A 20,689-nucleotide genomic window follows, 5' to 3' on the forward strand; every position below is an offset into this window, starting at 1 on the left:
CTTTTGCAGTCTTTTTTTTGAGATTAATCAATAAATAAATTGGTTAATCTTAACGTTAATTATATATTTGCTCGGTTTAAAAAAATTGATGTAATTCCTGATATTCTTTTTTGGTTGCAAAAATCGATGGCAGGGCTTATTCTATAAGGTTTAAAGCAAAAATAAATAAATAAAAAATAATTAATTTTTAGTAATAATGCAGAATAAAGGACTTATTAAATTTTTCGCAATTCTATTTGCATTGGTAAGTATTTACCAACTTTCTTTCACTTTCATTTCTAGTAAAGTAGAAAGTGATGCAAAATCTTTTGCAGGTGGAAATCCTGAAAAAGAAGTAAAATATTTAGATTCTATTGGTAAAGAAAAAGTATTTAACCTTGGATTTACTGATTTTACTTTCAATGAAGTAAAAGACAAACAAATCAACAAAGGTCTTGACTTAGAAGGTGGTATCAATGTTATACTTCAAATATCTGTTAAAGACATTTTGAAAGGATTATCTAATAATTCGAAAAATCCAATTTTTAATAAATCTTTGGCTGATGCTACTGCAAATCAAAAAGGAAATCAAACTTACATTGATGCATTTTTCGAAGCTTTTGAATCAAATTCTAATGGGACTGTGAAATTGGCTTCTCCTGATATTTTTGCAAATAGAAGTTTGCAAGGTGAAGGTGGAGTAGATTTTCAGATGACTGATGCAGAGGTAAAAAAAGTAATCAAAAGAAAAGTTGATGAATCTGTAGAAAGTGCTTTTGGAGTTTTAAGAAAACGTATCGATAAATTTGGCGTAACACAACCTAATATTCAAAAATTAGGGGAATCTGGAAGAATCCTTGTAGAACTCCCGGGTGCTAAAGATGTAGACAGGATTAAAAAATTATTGCAAAGTACCGCTCAATTAGAGTTCTGGGAAACGTATAAAATTGAAGAAATAGGAAATTTTTTGATGGCTGCAAATGAGTCATTGAAAAAAACTGAAATCAATAAAGTTGAAACTAAAGCAGTAGAAAAAGATTCATTGAGCGCTTTGCTAACTGATGGTAAAGATTCGGCAGCTACTAAAAAAGGAAACAATCCTTTACTGGATAAAATTATCGGTCAAGGTGGAGGTCCAGTTTTAGGGCTTTTCTCTCCAAAAGATACTGCTGTTGTAAACGGATATTTGAAAAGAGCTGATATTAGAATTTTATTAGCAGGTGACCAACGTTATGCAAAATTTGTTTGGGGTAAACCAATGACAATTAAAGATGCTAAAGCAAAAGATATTGATGCTGTAGAATTGTATGCTTTAAAAGGAAATAGAGACAATGTGCCTTCAATGAGTGGTGGCGTGGTTACAGATGCAAAAGATACTTTTGACCAATTGGGTAAACCAGCCGTTTCTATGCAAATGAATGGTCAAGGTGCAAAATCTTGGGAAGAATTAACAGGTAGAGCATATACTCAAAAAAGTAATATCGCTATTGTTCTTGATGATGTTGTATATTCGGCTCCCGGTGTATCTAGCGGTCCAATTTCGGGTGGTAGATCTGAAATTTCAGGTGCTTTTGATGTCACAGAAACAAAAGATTTAGCGAATGTATTAAGAGCAGGTAAACTTCCTGCAGCTGCAGATATTGTTCAATCAGAAGTGGTAGGACCATCCTTAGGTCAAGAAGCGATTGATAATGGTACAAATTCAGCTCTTATCGGATTACTTTTAGTATCGCTTTGGATGATGATTTATTATGGTAAAGCAGGTTGGTATGCTAATCTTGCATTAGCAGTTAACTTATTATTCTTATTCGGAATTTTAGCAAGTATTGGAGCGGTTCTTACTTTACCTGGTATTGCTGGTATCGTTTTAACAATGGGAACAGCTGTTGATGCGAATATCATTATTTACGAAAGAGCAAAAGAAGAATTACGTGCGGGTAAAACGCTGGAAGAAGCCATTAAAACTTCATACAGTTGGAGAGGTGCTATGTCATCAATTACAGATGCTAACGTTACGCACATTTTAACTGGAGCTGTGTTGTTTATTTTTGGTTCAGGACCAATTAAAGGTTTTGCTACTACATTATTGATAGGTATTGTAACTTCTTTATTCACCTCTATTTTTATCGCAAGAATATTTATTGACTGGAATATTAGTAAAAAGAATGATTTAACTTTTGTTACCAAGTTTTCTAAAAACATGTTTAATAATTTCCATTTTGATTTCTTAGGAGCGAAAAAATGGACCTATATATTCTCAAGTATTGTTGTTATTATTAGTGTAATTTCATTAGCAACAAACGGTCTGGATGAAGGTGTGGATTTTGTAGGAGGAAGAACGTTTCAAGTGCGTTTCGAAAAACCAATTGAAGCTGAAACTGTAAAAGCAGAATTAACTAAAGTTTTCGGAAGTGCTGAGGCAAAAGTATTTGGTAGTGATAATCAATTAAAAATTACTACAAAGTATAAAGTACAAGAGCATGGAGTTCAAGCCGATGAAGAAGTAAATAAATTGTTATATGATAATTTGAAACAACATTTTTCTGCGGGATTAACCTATGATAAATTTGTAAATGCTTATGATGGTAAAAAATTAGGAATTCTACAAGCCTCAAAAGTAGGACCAACAGTTGCAGAGGATATTAAAACCAATGCATATTGGGCGGTGTTAGGTGCTATGGTATTAGTATTCTTGTATTTGATGATTAGTTTCAGAAGATGGCAATACAGTTTGGGAGCCATTGCCGCCATAGCACACGACGTTATTTTTGTGTTGGGGATTTACTCATTATGCTATAAATTCATGCCTTTTGGTATGGAAATCGACCAACACTTTATCGCTGCGATTCTTACCGTTATTGGGTATTCTATGAATGATACCGTAATTGTATTTGACAGGGTTCGAGAATTCTTGGCAGGTAAAACTAAAGGTTCTTTTGCTGAAATTGTAAATCAATCTATTAATACAACAATGTCAAGAACAATCAATACTTCATTGACAATGATTGTGGTATTGTTAATCATGTTTGTTTTTGGTGGAGAATCGATAAGAGGATTCATCTTTGCTATGTTAGTTGGTATCATTGTAGGAACGTATTCTTCATTGTTTATCGCAACACCAGTATTAGTGGATACAATTTCAAGAGAAGATAAAAACTTGATAGAAAAACAACATCTGGAAGTTTAAGATATATTTTTTTATTGTAATTATAATTTAAGAAAAGATTCAACGAAAGTTGGATCTTTTTTTTTGCTCCAGAATAGGAGGGTTCATTTCAAATGATTATTTTTAACAGAATAGTTTTAGAAAATTTTACGGATTAAAAAATAAAACACCTTTTATGTATAAAAGAGCAGTTTTTATTTTTACTATTATTTTTAGTTGTACATCTTTTATGTTCAAGATATAAAGCATAAAACGGAGCTTGGTTTTTATTATGGGTTTGGAAACGAAATTAAGAAAAGTGATTTCTCACATACAAATAGTTATATACTATCCGTAATGCGGACTAAAATCATTTCGAATACAATTTTTGTCGTTTGTACATTTATAAAGCATAAATATTAGCCCACAGATTGTACAGATTGTACAGATTATACCGATTTACACGGATTTTTTTACTTGGTGAATCAAACTGTTATTTAAATCTGTGCAAAATCCGTTCAATCCGTGTTATCTGTGTGCCATATTTTATCCTTTGGAACATATTGCGGACTGTCATAAATAGTTATAATAAAATTCATTTCAATTATATTATAAAAGGAGACAAAGATTTCAAGTACGAACTATTACTTCAGCCTGAGCTAAATTTTGCCACTCATCAGCTTCTGAATATTTATTTTATTCAGCCAAGTGAGCAGAATTATATAGAGAAGCGGGAAACATATGCTAAGAAGAGAAATATAAAAGAATATGTTTTGAATGCTGGTTTTATTATAAGAAAGCCTATTTCAAAAACATCTAGTATATACTTGTTGGGAAGTATAGGATCAATGATTATGGATAAGGATGCGGAGAGACTTTCTAAAGGTTTTGCTTTTTCAAATGTTTTAGCCTTAGGTTTTTCTTTAAAAATGGATAAAATCACATTTGATATAAGGCCAAGTATTCGTCATGTTTCTAATGCAGGATTTCAAAGTCCAAACCTTGGTTTTAACACTAAGAATATTGAATTTGGTTTTTCTTTTCCGATTTAGATATTATTTTTATTTATTGTATCTAATTTTTTGGGATTATACAATGAGAATTCCTCAATTGGAATATTGAAAAAAAAATGATTGTAAATCTTTGCGGAATTTTAAAATTAGTTAATGTTCCTGTAATTAGATATTTATTGAAAGTTTATATTATCAAAGTATCAAATTTTATATATTTACTAAATATTTGTTAAAGCACACTACTTTATTTTAGATCAAATTAAAACCCAGAAATAATGGAAAAATTTATCAGGTCTTTCGTCTTTGTTTTTTTGATTACTATTTTATCAAATATAAGTGTTTATGCTAAAGATAGTATTGGTAGTTATGGAAGTAAGAGTATTGGAATGGATTCTAATTACTTGTTTGCTTCTTTAGATTCTTTTTTTAATATTAAAGATACTTTAAAAAATGGCAATCTGATAAATGAAAGTATAAATTTCGCTACTGCCCCACCAACCGTTACTACACCTATTTATCTATGTCAAAATAGTCCCGCAGTACCATTAACAGCGACTCCTTCGGCTGGAGGAACTTTTAGATGGTACGATGCACTAACATTAGGGAATGAATTTCCTTCTGCACCAATACCTTCAACAGCTACTGTAGGAACGACATCGTATTATGTGAGTGAAACTGTCGGAGGTATTGAAAGCCCCCGTTCTAAAATTGATGTTATTGTGGTAGCCGATAATGGGGCAGTTATTTTACTTTTTAGGTGTGATCCTTCACAAGTTTTGCCAGCCGATAAAAATAGCTCCGTTATGTTTGATTGGGCAAATAATCCTTTGATTAATAATAATTCTTATAATTATTCATACTCAATTCAGGGAGGTCCTATTGTCACTGGAAATACAACAGTATCACATCAACAAGTTTTTGGAATGTTGCCTGGGCAATCTGCAACATTAACATTATCGGCAGCAACATTTCCATGTGTCCCATCACAAACTATAACTTGTAATGTACCTTGTGGGAGTTCAACTATAACCCCTAATTTTCCTGTAATAGCACCTTTTTGTTCAGGAACTTTAGCGCCAATTTTGTCAACTATATCGCCAAACGGAATTACAGGAACTTGGTCTCCAGCAATAATAAATAATACAACAAGCGGAAGTTATGTGTTTACTCCAAATCCAATATTATTTCCTTGTGCTACAACCCAAACACTACCGGTAACAGTTGTACCATTGGCAACACCAACTTTCACAACTATTCCAGCCACTGTTTGTCAAAATGTATCCGCACCGACTTTACCATCAAGTTCTTCAAACGCCACACCAATAACTGGTACTTGGAGTCCTGCAACTGTTAATACATCTGTTTTGGGACCTGCTACTTATACTTTTACCCCCAATGCGGGTCAATGTGTTTCAAGTCCATCTACAACAGTAACTATTACTGTTAATCCAAATATAACACCAACTTTTACAGCGGTTCCAGCTATTTGTTCCGGTACTGCACTTGCGGCTCTGCCAACAACTTCAAACAATGGATTCACGGGGACTTGGTCTCCGACCTTAAATAATACGGCTACTACAACCTATACTTTTACTCCAACTGCGGGACAATGTGCAACTACCACTACGATGACTATTTCGGTTACGCCAAATGCTACTCCAACATTTACTGCGGTTCCTCCAATTTGTACAGGCACACCTTTGGCTCCTTTGCCAACAATTTCTAATAATGGTTATACAGGAACATGGTCTCCGGCCTTAAATAATACGGCTACCACAACCTATACTTTTACGCCGAATTCAGGTCAATGTGCAACTACAACTACTTTAACGATTACGGTGAATCTATTAAGAACGCCAACTTTTACCACTATTCCAACGACTGTTTGTGAAAATGATCCAGTACTGGTTTTGCCAACAAGTTCTTCGAATATTCCTGCAATAACGGGAGCATGGAGTCCGGCAACTGTTGGTACTTCGATTTTAGGAACTAGTGATTATATCTTTACGCCCAATCCAGGGCAATGCGCTACAACAGTTACACAATCAATTGCAGTAAATCCTATTAATACTATTACAAGTATAAATTGGACTGTTACAGAGGCTTTTGTTGAAAATCAAGTGCTAACTGTTGTTGTAGTCGGTAATGGAGAAAATTTGTATCAATTAGATGATGGGCCGTTTCAGGAAAGTCCAGTATTCGAAAATGTTTCTTTGGGAACACATTCCATTACGGTACAGGATAAAAATGGTTGCAGTTCTTCAGTAACGGTGTATAATGTTTTGGTGATTGATTATCCTAGATTTTTTACGCCTAACAATGATAGCTATAATGATACTTGGAATATTTTTAGTTTACAGGCTCAATCCAATTCCAAAATTCTAATATTTGATCGTTATGGTAAACTTTTAAAGGAAATTAGACCGAGTGGTCCAGGTTGGGATGGAACGTATATTGGACAACCAATGCCTGCAAATGATTATTGGTTCACTGTTGATTATACGGAACTAAACATTCCTAAAAAATTTAAGTCCCATTTTTCATTAAAAAGATAAAATAAAAAAGCTTCCAGATATTTTGGAAGCTTTTTTATTAATCCTGTATCGTTTTTTTAGGACTAGACAATATGGTAAAAGGGTTTAATGTTCTACTTTAACAGGCTTTTCGGCTGTAAAAATGAAATATAATCCTATTAGAATAAAAGGAATACTTAGCCATTGTCCTGTAGAAAGCAAACCTAACTCATTTTCAAAACCACCCTGACTTTCTTTTACGGATTCTACTACAATACGTACAGAAAATAAAAGGACTAGAAACATACCAAATAAATATCCAGATTTGAGTCTTGCTTCTGTTTTCCAATACAAGAAAAATAATATGGCAAATACAAAAATATAGCAAAATGCTTCATATAGTTGTGTAGGGTGTTTTGCAGGAACTTGTTCTAATAATACTGCAAACTTTGGATCAGTCGCAATAGCATGGTAAGCCTCGTTTGGATTCGCTATTTGAGTTGCATTGACAGCATCTCTTGGGCTAAATTTATCACGGATAAATCGAATTCCAAATGCAGATGTCGTTTCTTTCCCTACAATCTCCGAATTGAAAAAATTTCCTAGTCTTACAAAAATAGCTCCGCTGGCAACAGGTATAACGACTCTGTCTAAAATCCACAATTGAGGTCTTTTTAATATATTTTTACTATAAAAGTACATTGCAATTATTATTGATATAGCAGCACCATGACTCGCTAAACCCTGATAGCCTGTAAATTCAAAATTAGGAGAAAATCGAAATGGCAGAATTATTTCCATTAAATGATTGCGATAATATTCCCAATCATAAAAGAAAACATGGCCCAAGCGTGCACCAATTAAAGTGGCAAGCACAGTCCAGATAAAAAGGGAATCTAATTTTTCTATGGATTCACCTTCACGCTCAAAGATGTTTTTCATAATGTACCAGCCTAATCCAAAAGCGATTACAAACATTAAGCTGTAATAACGAATTATGAAAAAACCTAAATCGATACCTTCTGATGGATTCCAAACGATGTTTAAAGCGTGTGTCATTATTGTTGAATTTTTTATTTGTTGTAAAAATAAAGATTTAAAGTAAATTTCGTATTTAAAAAAAGTTAATGTTTATGATTGCACTTTTTCTCGGGAACAGGATCGTAACCACTTTTTCCCCAAGGATGACAACTCATAATCCTTTTTATGCCTAAAAATCCACCATAAAATAATCCATGTGTTTGGAGTGCCTTTATCATATAAGAAGAGCAGGTAGGTTCAAATCTACACGCAGCAGGAGTAAAAGGTGATATTGCGGTTTGATAAAACCGAACAAGTAGCACAAATGGAAAAATAAGGATTCTTGATAGCATGATTTAGGTTTTCGGATTTAAAACTTCAATATTCAATTTTTTAGTTTTTTAATCTGTCCTTTGAAATCTGTTGTCTAGATGCTAAAAGTTGTGCCTTCTTTTCCATCTTTCAATTGAATGCCTAAAGCAATCAATTGATCTCGAATCTGATCTGACATTGCGAAATTTTTATTGTCTCTGGCTTGTTTTCGCATTTCAATTAACATATTTACAGTGCCTTCTAATTTGTCATTAGTACTGTCTGAAACTTTCTCATCTTCCAATCCTAGAACATCAAATACAAAACCATTAATTGTAGCAGTGAATGTTTTTAAGTCTTCGGCAGTTAGAATTTCTTTTCCTTCTTTTAATAGATTGATAAAGCGAACTCCTTCGAACAATTGTGCAATCATGATAGGTGTGTTGAAATCATCATTCATCGCATCATAACACGATTGTTTCCAGCCGGCAATATCGATTGTAGAGTTTGGACTGGCAACTAAATCTTTTGCAGCATCTATTGCCTCCATTAATCTCTTGTATCCTTTTTCAGCTGCAACAATGGCATCGTCAGAGAAATCAAGAATGCTTCTGTAATGTGCTTGAAGCATAAAAAATCGAGCTACTGATGCTGAGAAAGCTTTACTCAAAATACTATTTTCTCCTGTCAATATTTCTCTTGGTAAAATATTGTTTCCAGTAGATTTAGCCATTTTTTTGCCGTTTAATGTCAGCATATTGGCATGCATCCAATAATTAACAGGCGTTTGTCCGGTGCAAGCTTCATTTTGTGCAATCTCACATTCATGATGAGGGAATTTTAGATCCATTCCGCCTCCGTGAATATCAAAATGATTACCTAAATATTTGGTGCTCATGGCGGTACATTCAAGGTGCCACCCCGGGAAGCCATCGCTCCATGGCGAAGGCCAACGCATAATATGTTGTGGTTCGGCTTTTTTCCAAAGCGCAAAATCCTGCGGATTTCTTTTGTCGCTTTGTCCGTCAAGATCACGCGTATTAGCAAGCATATCTTCAATATTTCGACCGCTTAATCTGCCATAGTGGTTGGTTTCATTGAATTTTACCACATCAAAATAAACAGATCCATTCGCTTCATAGCCAATTCCTTTGTCAATAATAGTCTTGATAATTTCAATTTGCTCAATAATATGACCGGTTGCCGTTGGTTCAATACTTGGCGGTAAAAAGTTAAAAGCGTTCAAAATATCATGAAAATCTACCGTATAACGCTGCACCACTTCCATTGGTTCCAGTTGCTCCAGACGTGCTTTTTTCGCAATTTTATCTTCCCCTTCATCAACGTCATCCACAATATGACCTACATCAGTGATGTTACGAACGTAACGGACTTTATAATCCAAATGCAAAAAATACCTAAATATAACATCAAAAGACATGAAAGTCCTTACATTACCAAGATGTACATTACTGTAAACCGTTGGTCCACAAACATACATTCCAACATTGCCTTCATGAATAGGTGTAAATGTTTCTTTTTCTCCCGAAAGAGAATTGTATATTTTTAGAGTTTGACTTTTATATAATGGCATTTGTGGTTTGTTGTTTCCCCCACCCCAGCCCTCCCCGAAGGGGAGGGAGCGGAGAGGTGAATGTGTTGTTAATAATTGTTATTTCCTTGTTCCAATCATACCAGACTCGGCTCCCTCTCCTTTGGAGAGGGTCGGGGAGAGGACTAGAACTTCGTCTCTAATTTAATATAATCCAAAAATTCTCTACGAGTTTGATCTGTTTTGAATTTACCTCCAAATTCAGATGTAACTGTGCTGCTTTCAATATCGCTGATTCCTCTTGAATTTACGCAAAGATGTTTGGCGTCAATCACACAAGCCACATCTTCAGTGCCTAAAGCCATTTGTAATTCCTGAACAATTTGCATCGTTAAGCGTTCTTGTACCTGAGGTCTTTTGGCATAATATTCAACAATTCTGTTCATTTTAGAAAGTCCAATTACCCTTCCATTAGAAATATAAGCCACATGAGCTCTTCCTATAATCGGCAATAAATGATGTTCACAGGTAGAATAAACGATAATGTTTTTTTCAACTAACATTTCGCCGTATTTATAGTTGTTGTCGAAAGTGGAAGCATTCGGTTTTTTTGCAGGGTTCAGACCTCCAAAAATTTCTTTTACAAACATTTTTGCAACACGATTGGGCGTGCCTTTTAAACTATCATCCGTCAAATCCATTCCAAGTGTAATCAGAATATTTTGAACGTCTTTTTTAATTTTTTCTATTTTTTCTTCATCTGAAATAGCAAATGCATCTTCTCGTAATGGATTTTTTGCACTTGTACTAATATGATTGTTTCCTATCTCGTCTTGAAATTCTTCGTTATTTATCATTAAAAGGTACTATTATATTGGGTATGTAAATTTAAGCGGTAAAGATAATTAATAAAAACTAAAGAATTTCTATCGTTTATACTATTTAATGATGACTTTATAGCGATCATCGGCAAAGCAGGATTTTCTAATTACTTTAAAAAAATAAAGGCAGTAACTTTTTGGTTGCTGCCTTTTGTAAAGTATTTGAAATCTTTTGGTTATCAATAGAATAATAAAAAGTGTTTTTTAAGTTGTAATTATTCTACTTCAATTAACTTTTTTAATCGTGTGGAATTATAAACCGGAATTGCTTCTTTTAGAATCCGAACGGCGCTAATCAAATCTTCTTTTTTAAGAACATAAGCAATACGCACTTGGTTTAATCCCATTCCTGGAGTCGAATAAAAACCGGCAGCTGGAGCAACCATAACGGTTTCACCATTCAAATCATAACTTTCTAAAAGCCATTGTGCAAAATCATCCGTATTGTCAACAGGAAGTTGTGCAATACAATAAAAAGCAGCTTTAGGTTTGGTAACGATTACGCCTTCTATTTTATTTAATTCAGAAATTAAGGTGTCTCTTCGTTCTTTATATTCTGTAATTACTTCATCAAAATAACTTTGAGGGGTATCAATGGCCGCTTCGCAAGCTATTTGTTCAATCGTTGGAGGACACAAACGGGCTTGTGCAAATTTCATCGCTGCTGAAATTACCTCTTTGTTTTTTGTAACCATACATCCAATTCTGGCGCCACACATACTGTAACGTTTGGATACAGAGTCGATCATGATAACATTTTGCTCGAGTCCCTCAAGATTCATTACCGAATAATGAATGTCTTCATCATATATAAATTCTCTGTATACTTCATCAGCAATCAAGAACAAATCGTATTGTTTAGCTAGTCTGCCCAATTGTAAAATTTCTGATTCGGAATACAAATAACCAGTTGGGTTACTTGGATTGCAAATTAAAATTGCTTTGGTCTTTGGAGTGATTAGTTTTTCAAATTCTTCAATTGGAGGCAAAGTGAAGCCACTTTCAAAAACAGAATTTACGGGAACTACCGTTGCACCGGATTCTGCCGAAAAAGCACTGTAATTAGCATAAAATGGTTCTGGAATAATAATTTCATCTCCCTGATCCATAATACTTCCTAAAGCGAATAAAAGTGCCTCAGACCCTCCTGTTGTTATCATGATGTCTTCAAAAGATACTTTTACATCTTGATTGGTATAAAATTGAGCTAATTTTTTTCTATAACTTTCATAACCAGCAGAAGGTCCGTATTCAATAATAGTTAAATCAATATTTTTAATGGCTTTGATGGCCGCTTCTGGACTTTTTATATCGGGTTGACCTATATTCAAATGGTATACTTTATGACCCTTTTTCTTAGCCATTTCAGCAAAAGGAGCCAATTTTCGTATTGGTGATTCGGGCATTTGTTTGCCTCTGTTTGATATTTCTGGCATGATTTAATTATTGAAATGCAAATTTGCAATTTTTTTTTCAAACTTACTGCAATTAATAAGTCTATTTGGTGTCAAAAACGCATAATTATGTTGTATTTTCAGTAACTTTATACAAATAATTTTTGATGAAAAAGGTAATTATTTTATTTTTTCTTCTTTTCAGCTCCTTGACTATTTTAGCACAAGATGGCTTTGAATTTAGTAAAGAGGTTGATAAAGTGACTATTCCCTTCAAATTCATTAATAATTTAATTTTTATTCCCATCAAGGTCAACGGTGTAGAATTAAACTTTTTGTTAGATTCTGGTGTTGAAGAGACTATTCTGTTTAGTTTGGAAGATAAAAAAGAAATTGAATTTTCTAATGTCGAAAAAATCACTTTGCGTGGGTTAGGAAGTGAAGATGCCATCGAAGGATTGAAATCGACTAATAATATCTTGGAAATAGGAGCGTTGAAATCCAAAAATCACTTATTATATATTGTTTTGGATCAGGAATTTAACTTGTCTTCTCATGTAGGAATTCCAGTGAACGGAATTATTGGATATCAGTTTTTTAAAAATAATCTGATTGAAATCAATTACGAAAAAAAGAGAGTAATCGTTCACAGGGATATTGAAAAAAATAGAAATAAAATAGAGGAAAAATTCGAAAAGGTTGCTATTACGATTGAACGACTAAAACCGTATATAATAAATACTATAGCTATAGATTCTGTTGAGTTTCCTGTCAAATTATTAATCGATATCGGCAATAGTGATGCACTTTGGCTTTTTGAAAATCGTTCCGAATTAGTAAAAATTCCTGCTAAAAATTTTGAGGATTATTTGGGGCAGGGATTTAGTGGAGACATAGAGGGAAGAAGAGCAAAAATTTCAAAATTTCAAATGTCGAAATTTGAATTTCATAATCCACTTGTTGCTTTCCCTGATTCCAGTTCAATACGAAATGTAAAAATGGTTCTTGGCAGAATGGGTTCAGTTGGAGGTGAAATTTTAAGAAGATTTTCAGTTGTTTTTGATTATACTAATGGTTTTTTTTATTTAAAGAAAAACAAAGAATATTACTCGCCGTTTAATTATAATAAAAGCGGAGTTGAAGTTCAACACCATGGTATGCAATGGGTACAAGAAACGGTTTCTCTTAAGACGGTTCCTACGGTGACAGTAGATGACCCTTTTAAATCAAATAGTAACAGTAGCGATTTTAAATATAAATTTATTTTAAAACCTATTTATGAAATTACTAACGTTAGAAAAAATTCACCTGCAGCAAATAGCGGTTTACAAAAAGGGGACGTAATTATTTTAATTAACAAAAATCCCGGATATAAATATTCTTTGCAGGAAATTAATTCCCTCTTTAAATCGGAAGAAGAAAATTGGATTACATTAGAAATTCTAAGAAATGGTCAAATCCATAAAATTAAGTTTCAGCTACAAAATATTTTATAAAAAAAGCGCTTCTTGAATGATTCAAAAAGTGCTTAATCTTATTTTAAATAGACTTTAGTTGACGATTACTTCCCCTTTTATTTTTAGAGCCACTCTTCCGCCTTCGTAATTCACTGCGTTGGTTTCTATCGTAATTGTTTTGCGGATAGGTCCAGGAGTCATATTATATTTAACTTCAATTTTTCCAGTTTTACCAGGTAAAATTGGTTCTGTTGGTTTAGTTGGCACGGTGCATCCACAAGTAGATAATACATTGGTAATAATTAATGGGGCGTCACCGGTATTTGTAAATTGAAACACTCTTATTCCATTATCACTTCCCTTGGAAACCTTTCCATAATCAATGGTATTGTCTTTAGCTGCAAATTCAATTTTGGCTCCAGATTGGGCAAACCCAATACTACTTACAAATACAATTGCTATTAAAGTAATTATTTTTTTCATTTTCATTTTTTTAGATTTGGTTAAGTAAATGTACTTTCTTTTAATTAATGCACAAATATTTATTTCTCTTTTTATAGTGTACTTAATTATTTACTTTTGTTCCCAATTAGAATTACAAATATCAGACCAAAGTCTAAACGGTTATTTGTTGATTTGGTTATTCGTTTAATTGAACCAACAAACAATCGAATTTAATGATTAAACGAATCCACAATAAAATGACAATTCCTGCACAATTTGACGCTAAAACTATTGAGAATAAGTGGTATGACTACTGGATTAAGAATAATTATTTCCATTCGGAGCCAGACCATAGAACACCATATACCATTGTAATTCCGCCGCCTAATGTTACTGGGGTTTTACACATGGGGCACATGTTGAACAATACCATTCAAGATGTATTAATTAGAAGAGCGCGTCTTAAAGGGTTCAACGCTTGTTGGGTTCCTGGAACAGACCATGCTTCGATAGCGACTGAAGCTAAAGTTGTAGCTAAATTAAAAGCAGAAGGAATCAATAAAAATGATTTAACTCGTGAAGAATTTTTGGCTCACGCTTGGGAATGGACTGATAAATATGGAGGAGTAATTCTGGACCAATTAAAAAAACTGGGTGCTTCTTGTGATTGGGAACGAACCAAATTTACGATGGATCCTGATATGTCAGCTTCAGTAATTCGTTCTTTTGTGGATTTATATAACAAAGGATTGATTTATAGAGGCTATAGAATGGTCAATTGGGATCCGGAAGCCAAAACTACATTGTCCGATGAAGAAGTAATTTACGAAGAACAACAAGGGAAATTGTATTTTATAAGATATGAAATCCTCCCCCCAACCCCCTCCGAAGGAGGGGGAGTCAGTAACGGAATCGACACCGAGGCTAGCGCACAATCTCCCTCCCCTTCGGGGAGGGTTGGGGAGGGGATTATTATTGCCACAACACGTCCGGAAACTATTTTTGGAGATACAGCGATTTGTATTAATCCAAATGACGAACGTTTTGCTCATTTGAAAGGTAAAAAAGCGATTGTGCCTATTTGCGGAAGAGTTATTCCAATTATCGAAGATGAATATGTTGATATCGAATTTGGAACGGGTTGTTTGAAAGTAACTCCTGCTCATGATATGAATGACAAAGCGTTAGGGGAGAAGCATAATCTTGAAATCATTGATATTTTCAACGAAGATGCGACTTTGAATAGTTTTGGATTGCATTATCAAGGAAAAGATCGTTTTGTAGTTCGGGAAGAAATTGTCAAAGAATTAGAAACAATTGGTGCTTTGACCAAAACAGAAATTCACCTTAATAAAGTAGGAACTTCTGAAAGAACCAAAGCAGTTATCGAGCCTCGTTTATCAGACCAATGGTTCCTGAAAATGGAAGATTTGGTAAAACCTGCTATAAAAGCGGTTTTAGTAGATGGCGAAATTAAATTGCATCCAAAACGTTTTGATAATACGTACAGACACTGGCTTGAAAACATACGCGATTGGAATATTTCTCGTCAATTGTGGTGGGGACAACAAATTCCTGCGTATTTCTATGGAGATGGAAAGGAAGATTTTGTAGTTGCTGAATCTATCGAAGAAGCTTTAGTTTTGGCTAAAGAAAAAACCAATAACTTACAACTTACAACTTCAGACTTAACTCAGGATGTTGATGCTTTAGATACTTGGTTTTCTTCTTGGCTATGGCCAATGTCCGTTTTTGGAGGAATTATGGATCCGGAAAGTGAAGATTTCAAATATTATTATCCAACGAATGATTTGGTTACTGGTCCAGATATTTTGTTCTTCTGGGTAGCGAGAATGATTATTGCAGGATATGAATATACAGGAAAAAAACCATTTACAAATGTGTATTTGACTGGTTTAGTTCGTGATAAGCAAAGACGCAAAATGTCTAAATCATTAGGAAATTCACCTGATCCTTTGGATTTAATCGAAAAATTTGGTGCCGATGGTGTTCGTGTAGGATTGCTTTTGAGCGCATCTGCAGGGAATGATATCATGTTCGATGAAGAATTGTGTAACCAAGGAAAAGCGTTTACAAACAAAATTTGGAATGCTTTCAAACTGATAAAAGGGTGGGAAGTTTCGGATGCTATTCCGCAACCGGAATCTTCAAAAGTGGCGATCGAATGGTACGAAGCCAAGTTGCAACAAACACTTCTAGAAATTGAAGATAATTTTGAAAAATATAGAATTTCTGATGCTTTAATGGGGATTTACAAATTGGTTTGGGACGATTTCTGTTCTTGGTTTCTCGAAATGATAAAACCGGCATACCAACAACCAATTGACAGCGCGACTTTTGCGAAAGCGATAGAAATGTTAGAAAATAACTTGAAATTATTGCATCCGTTTATGCCGTTCTTGACAGAGGAAATTTGGCAAATTCTTGCCGAAAGAACTACTGAAGAAGCGTTAATCGTTTCAACTTGGCCAGAAATAAAACCTTTTAATGCGGGTTTAATCGCTGATTTCGAAAATACAATTGAAGTGATTTCCGGAATAAGAACGATTCGTAAAGACAAGAATATTCCGTTCAAAGACTCTATTGAATTGAAAATTGTGAACAATGATAAAGTTTCGACTTATTTTGATTCGGTTGTGACTAAATTAGGAAACATAACTTCGTTAGAATATGTTTCGGATAAAGTGGATGGCGCTTTGTCTTTCCGTGTAAAATCGAATGAATATTTCATTCCAATTACCGGAAATATAAATGTGGAGGAAGAAATTACAAAACTAACTGCTGAGTTAATATATACACAAGGTTTCTTGAAATCAGTTCAAAGCAAACTGGCGAACGAGAAATTTGTGGCTGGTGCGCCTGAGAAAGTTTTGGCAAACGAAAGACAAAAAGAAACTGATGCTTTATCTAAAATTGAAACTATCGAGCATAGTTTGGCTGGATTGAAATAAAGCTAGTTTTTTATAAAATAAAAATCCCAATTCTGAAATTTCAGGATTGGGATTTTTTGTTAGAAAATTAATTATTTTGTATTTTGTTATGAGCGAGATACTCGCAATCAATGATATTAAGTTAAGAATTTATCTAAAAAATATTTAAGATTTTTGATTAACGATTCTTGATTTAAGATTTTCAATAACACTATTTCATTGAAAATAGTTTTTTATTTAAACATCAATCGTAATATTTGAGGGTTTTCAGAAATCTGCAATCAAGAATCGTTAATCTTCATTCAAAAATCTCTTAACTTAATGACATTGCGCCCGAGATAGCTGTGGATTTTGTGGTAGTTGCGTGACAACATTTTATCGACGAACGTCACTGCTATTGCGATTTAAAGAGTATTTCTTCCTTTAAACGATTTTTGTGTATTTACTGATATATTGTTAATATGTTTGGGAAACAATTGTCAAATACCACATTAATAAAGAAATGAAAAAAATATTTAGTCCGGCTTATAGACAAGATTATGTTGAAGGATATTCAATTGGTTTGAATCCATTTCAGCAATTTAATACTGCAAAAAAAAATGACGCTTTTATTAGCGGATTTAATTCCGGAAGATCAGATTATGAGAGAATGAACGGATATATTAGTGAAGGAATTCCCCAGCGTATTATTACAGACAAAGTTTTGGAAGATTTTCTTATCGCAGGTTTACTTGGCTTACCTTTTGAAGCTGATGGGTATACTTCACATCAAATTAATATGATAGAAAAATGGTATCAAAGTGGTATTGAGAAATATGACCCAAATCTAAGTATCAGTCTTTTTGAAATACTTGAAGAGAACGGAATTTTAATCAATTAATATGTTTTACTATTTGTTTTTGGTAATAGCCATGAACAAAAAAATCCGTGTCGTCACGGATTTAAGTATAGTAATTAGGTATATTTTAACCAAATAAAATCAAAAATAGCAGCGGAAATGCAATTCCGGCTACTGCCAGTTTCCAGCCTCTGTTTTTCCAACTGAATTTTCCGGCTTTGATCATTATCGTTCCCGTTAATGCAATGGTGATTAAACTTAAAGCAAAAATATCCGAATAATAAATCCAAAAATTGGAAGTATTTTTATGCAAGCTCATGGATTGACTAATAATAGGCGTTTTTATAAAAGATACGATTTCACCTTTTCCTGTTTTCATATCAATTTCAACGTCGTGTTTTTCAAAAGAAATTTTAAAAGTTCCTTTTTTTACCATGTGACGTCTCATTTTGTCATCGATGCCTAATTTCTTTCCTAAGCCTTCAGCAAATTTTTCGTTGATTTCGCTTTCTTCGGGTAATTGTACTTCAATGGCTTTTGTTTCGGTGGTATATTTATCAGGATGCCAAGATTCTCTGTGGTTCATCATAAGCCCTGAAAAGGCAAAGGAAACAATTAGTCCGATGTAGAAATAGCCTAAATCGCGGTGTAAATTTCTGAAGTCAATTTTTTTCATGTGTTAGTGACGTTAAAGTGGTTTAAAAAAATAAGACTCTTTTTTTTATAAAAGGTTTAATTAGAATTTATATTTTAAACTCGTCATCACTTGTCGTGGTGCAATTGGATTCACACTGTAATTTTCATGAACGGTATAATTCAACTCATTCGTAATATTTGATAACTTACATAGGATTGAAAATTGTTTCCAATTGTAACCTGCTGATAAATCAATTGTCGTGTATCCCTCAAGTGGAATTTCTCTATCATTAATGGTAACGGCTCCTGTATTAGAGTTCGCTACTATTTGATTGTTCCAACCACCAACTCGGTTACCAATATAATTACCCGAAGCTCCAAAAGACGCTCCTTTTAATATTCCTGAAGGCAAGGTGTAGAAAAAACTTAAATTAGCTGTGTTTGCTGGGGTTCTTGCTAAACGATCTCCTTCTATAAAACTTCCGTTTAAACCTGAAGTTTTAGTGTAGCGCATGTCGTTATAACTATACCCTGCTATAATATTCAAGCCTTCAATAGGTTTTGCAGTAATATCAAATTCTACTCCTTTACTGGTTGTTTCTCCGCTCAAAACTTTTATTGTTGTATCCGTATTGCTTGAACCATCCGCTTTAAATTCGGCAGTTTGAGCTAAATTGCTATTTGTAATTTGGTATACTGTAACGTTTGTACTCAATACTCCTTTCCAAAAATCTTTTTTCATTCCAACTTCGTACTGATCGATAATAGAAGGTTCAATCGCTTTTAAGTCAACCGTTGTTCCTGTATTTGGTGTAAATGAGTTAGAATAGCTGGCAAACAAAGACATGTCTTTTGTTGGTTGAAATACAAGTCCTACTTTTGGAGTGAAAGCAAGATCTTTACGTTTTGCAGCTTCAGTAACCGTATTTTTAATCAAGTCGTGTGTGTTAACTTGTGCTTCTTGCCAAGACCAACGTAAACCGGCTAAAACTTTAATTTTTTCTGTCAATGAAATTAAATCTTGTGCATAGATTCCAAAACGGTTTGTGTCTGTTTTTACAATTCTTGTATTAGTTGCATTTGGTATCGCTCCGCCTTGATCAAAATTTTCGAAATCAAAAATATTACCACTACCATAAGTTGTTGGGTTAAAGGTAAAAGTATAGGCTTGTGCAAATGAATTTTCTAAATCAACACCTGTAAATAATTGGTGTTTTAGTTGTCCGGTTGTAAAACAGCCTTGCAAACTAATTTGTTCTCCAATGATTTGCTCCAGGTTTTTATTTTGTCCGAGTGGTCTGCTCCAGTCTCCATTTGCTGCTGGTTGAACACGTTCGGTTCCTTTAGAAGTTCTGTTGTAATTTTGAAAAGAAGAATTGAAATCCAGTTTCCAGTTTTTATTAAAATTATGGCTTACTAATCCAGAAACCGTTGCTTGTTTGGTTTGTCCATTTGACCAAGTCGCACCTAAATAAGTATTACGAGGAAGATCCACAATTTCTTTTCCAATGATTCCTGTTCCAAAATCGGGTGTCCAATCATCCTTTAAATAATCCCCTTGCAAAAGAATTTCGGTTTTATCACTTGCTTTAAAAAGAACAGAAGGATTGATATAATAACGTTCTTTGGTTACATTGTCTCTAAAACTTTCAGAGTTTTCATAAGAACCTGTAAATCGGTATGCGATAATATCATTCAATGGACCATAGATATCAATAGATGGTTTGTAAAAAGAATAACTTCCCATTTGCACGGCTATTTCTCCTCCTTTTTGGAAAGATGGTGATTTGGTTACCATATTCAATATTCCTCCCGGAGCAACATTTCCGTATAATAAAGCGGCACTTCCTTTTAGTACTTCTACTTTTTCTAAAGAAGAAACTTCCGGAATAGAACCACTGCTAAAACGAAACCCATTTTTAAACATATTATTGGTAGACATGTCATATCCTCTTGAGAAAAAAGATTCTTGTGCTCCACCACGTGCTGAACCCACGTAAACACCATTTATATTTTTGATAACATCGCTTAGTCTGATCGCTTGCTGTTGTTCAATAATTTCGCTTCCTATTATTTGTATGCTTTGAGGAACATCCATCGGTTTTAATCCAGATCGTATCGCTGATACTGGTTTTTTATGTTGATTTTGTGTGACAATTATTTCCTTAAGTATTCCTCCTTTTTTATTCTTTATAGTATCTGAAACGGTGTCGAATGCTTCAATAGTATTTGTGTTTTCTGTTACACTTGCAGTTTCTTGTGCAAAGCTACTCATACTGAATAATAGGGTTAAAGCGGGTATTAAAATATTTCTCATGATTGTTTATTTGGAATAATTAAAAATAACGATGCAAATATAGAATCTGATTTCTATTTAACAAAGTTTATTTAGATTAAATATAAATAATAATTTAAAACACTTTTCACTCAATTGAAATACAGTACTTTAACAGCAAAAAAACCTTGCTCCAAAAAAGGAGGGTACTGAAAAAGTCCTTTAAGGAATAAATACAATAATTTAAGGAGTAGAAATCTTAGTTTTTCTGCTCCTTTT

Annotated in this window: 14 protein-coding genes; 6 read left to right on the forward strand and 8 right to left on the reverse strand. The window is 33.7% G+C overall.

Translation table 11 applies throughout. The features are described 5' to 3' along the window. The first annotated feature begins 196 nt into the window (after nucleotides 1–196). The 3 genes from secDF (at nucleotide 197) to FNW38_RS06725 (ending at nucleotide 6,692) form a co-directional block, all read left to right on the forward strand. The gene (secDF, locus tag FNW38_RS06715) at nucleotides 197–3,166 is read left to right on the forward strand and encodes a protein translocase subunit SecDF (RefSeq protein ID WP_143387755.1); all 2,970 of its coding nucleotides are present in this window, start codon (nucleotides 197–199) and stop codon (nucleotides 3,164–3,166) included. Between the two features lie 494 nt (nucleotides 3,167–3,660). Then, nucleotides 3,661–4,176, forward strand: a complete 516-nt coding sequence (locus tag FNW38_RS06720) for an acyloxyacyl hydrolase (protein ID WP_185963103.1) — start codon at nucleotides 3,661–3,663, stop codon at nucleotides 4,174–4,176. 236 nt (nucleotides 4,177–4,412) lie between these two features. After that, the gene (locus FNW38_RS06725; protein WP_143387757.1) at nucleotides 4,413–6,692 is read left to right on the forward strand and encodes a T9SS type B sorting domain-containing protein; all 2,280 of its coding nucleotides are present in this window, start codon (nucleotides 4,413–4,415) and stop codon (nucleotides 6,690–6,692) included. Between the two features lie 84 nt (nucleotides 6,693–6,776). Here the strand turns inward: FNW38_RS06725 and lgt are convergent, their stop codons facing one another. From lgt to FNW38_RS06750, 5 genes are all read right to left on the reverse strand, one after another. Then, entirely contained in the window at nucleotides 6,777–7,709 is a 933-nt protein-coding gene (gene lgt / locus FNW38_RS06730) for a prolipoprotein diacylglyceryl transferase (RefSeq protein WP_143387758.1), read from the reverse strand. Between the two features lie 65 nt (nucleotides 7,710–7,774). Further along, nucleotides 7,775–8,023 (reverse strand): membrane protein insertion efficiency factor YidD, encoded by a 249-nt coding sequence (gene yidD, locus FNW38_RS06735; RefSeq protein WP_143387759.1) that lies wholly within the window; start codon nucleotides 8,021–8,023, stop codon nucleotides 7,775–7,777. Nucleotides 8,024–8,097: 74 nt separating this feature from the next. Then, nucleotides 8,098–9,576: a cysteine--tRNA ligase gene (cysS, locus tag FNW38_RS06740; protein ID WP_143387760.1), complete on the reverse strand. Its 1,479-nt coding sequence runs from the start codon at nucleotides 9,574–9,576 to the stop codon at nucleotides 8,098–8,100. Between the two features lie 143 nt (nucleotides 9,577–9,719). Further along, nucleotides 9,720–10,391 (reverse strand): GTP cyclohydrolase I FolE, encoded by a 672-nt coding sequence (folE, locus tag FNW38_RS06745; protein WP_143387761.1) that lies wholly within the window; start codon nucleotides 10,389–10,391, stop codon nucleotides 9,720–9,722. Between the two features lie 239 nt (nucleotides 10,392–10,630). Beyond that, a complete protein-coding gene (locus tag FNW38_RS06750; protein ID WP_143387762.1) occupies nucleotides 10,631–11,851 on the reverse strand; it encodes a pyridoxal phosphate-dependent aminotransferase in 1,221 nt (406 codons plus the stop codon). Nucleotides 11,852–11,976: 125 nt separating this feature from the next. Here FNW38_RS06750 and FNW38_RS06755 point away from each other — a divergent pair, with 125 nt between their 5' ends. After that, the gene (locus tag FNW38_RS06755) at nucleotides 11,977–13,305 is read left to right on the forward strand and encodes an aspartyl protease family protein (protein WP_143387763.1); all 1,329 of its coding nucleotides are present in this window, start codon (nucleotides 11,977–11,979) and stop codon (nucleotides 13,303–13,305) included. Between the two features lie 54 nt (nucleotides 13,306–13,359). Here FNW38_RS06755 and FNW38_RS06760 read toward each other — a convergent pair whose 3' ends face one another. Beyond that, complete coding sequence (locus FNW38_RS06760) at nucleotides 13,360–13,749, reverse strand: DUF1573 domain-containing protein (protein ID WP_143387764.1); 390 nt, start codon at nucleotides 13,747–13,749, stop codon at nucleotides 13,360–13,362. A gap of 218 nt (nucleotides 13,750–13,967) precedes the next feature. On the opposite strand from FNW38_RS06760, the gene FNW38_RS06765 reads away from it, so the two are divergent. Together FNW38_RS06765 and FNW38_RS06770 are read left to right on the forward strand one after the other, a co-directional pair. Then, nucleotides 13,968–16,682 (forward strand): valine--tRNA ligase, encoded by a 2,715-nt coding sequence (locus FNW38_RS06765; protein ID WP_143387794.1) that lies wholly within the window; start codon nucleotides 13,968–13,970, stop codon nucleotides 16,680–16,682. Nucleotides 16,683–17,163: 481 nt separating this feature from the next. Beyond that, the gene (locus FNW38_RS06770; RefSeq protein ID WP_143387765.1) at nucleotides 17,164–17,541 is read left to right on the forward strand and encodes a hypothetical protein; all 378 of its coding nucleotides are present in this window, start codon (nucleotides 17,164–17,166) and stop codon (nucleotides 17,539–17,541) included. Nucleotides 17,542–17,626: 85 nt separating this feature from the next. On the opposite strand, the gene FNW38_RS06775 is transcribed toward FNW38_RS06770, so the two are convergent. Beyond that, the gene (locus FNW38_RS06775) at nucleotides 17,627–18,175 is read right to left on the reverse strand and encodes a PepSY-associated TM helix domain-containing protein (protein ID WP_144064748.1); all 549 of its coding nucleotides are present in this window, start codon (nucleotides 18,173–18,175) and stop codon (nucleotides 17,627–17,629) included. 60 nt (nucleotides 18,176–18,235) lie between these two features. Next, the gene (locus FNW38_RS06780) at nucleotides 18,236–20,452 is read right to left on the reverse strand and encodes a TonB-dependent siderophore receptor (RefSeq protein WP_143387767.1); all 2,217 of its coding nucleotides are present in this window, start codon (nucleotides 20,450–20,452) and stop codon (nucleotides 18,236–18,238) included. Nucleotides 20,453–20,689: the final 237 nt, after the last annotated feature.

The organism is Flavobacterium gawalongense, assembly GCF_007097265.1.
Taxonomy (GTDB): Bacteria; Bacteroidota; Bacteroidia; order Flavobacteriales; family Flavobacteriaceae; genus Flavobacterium; species Flavobacterium gawalongense.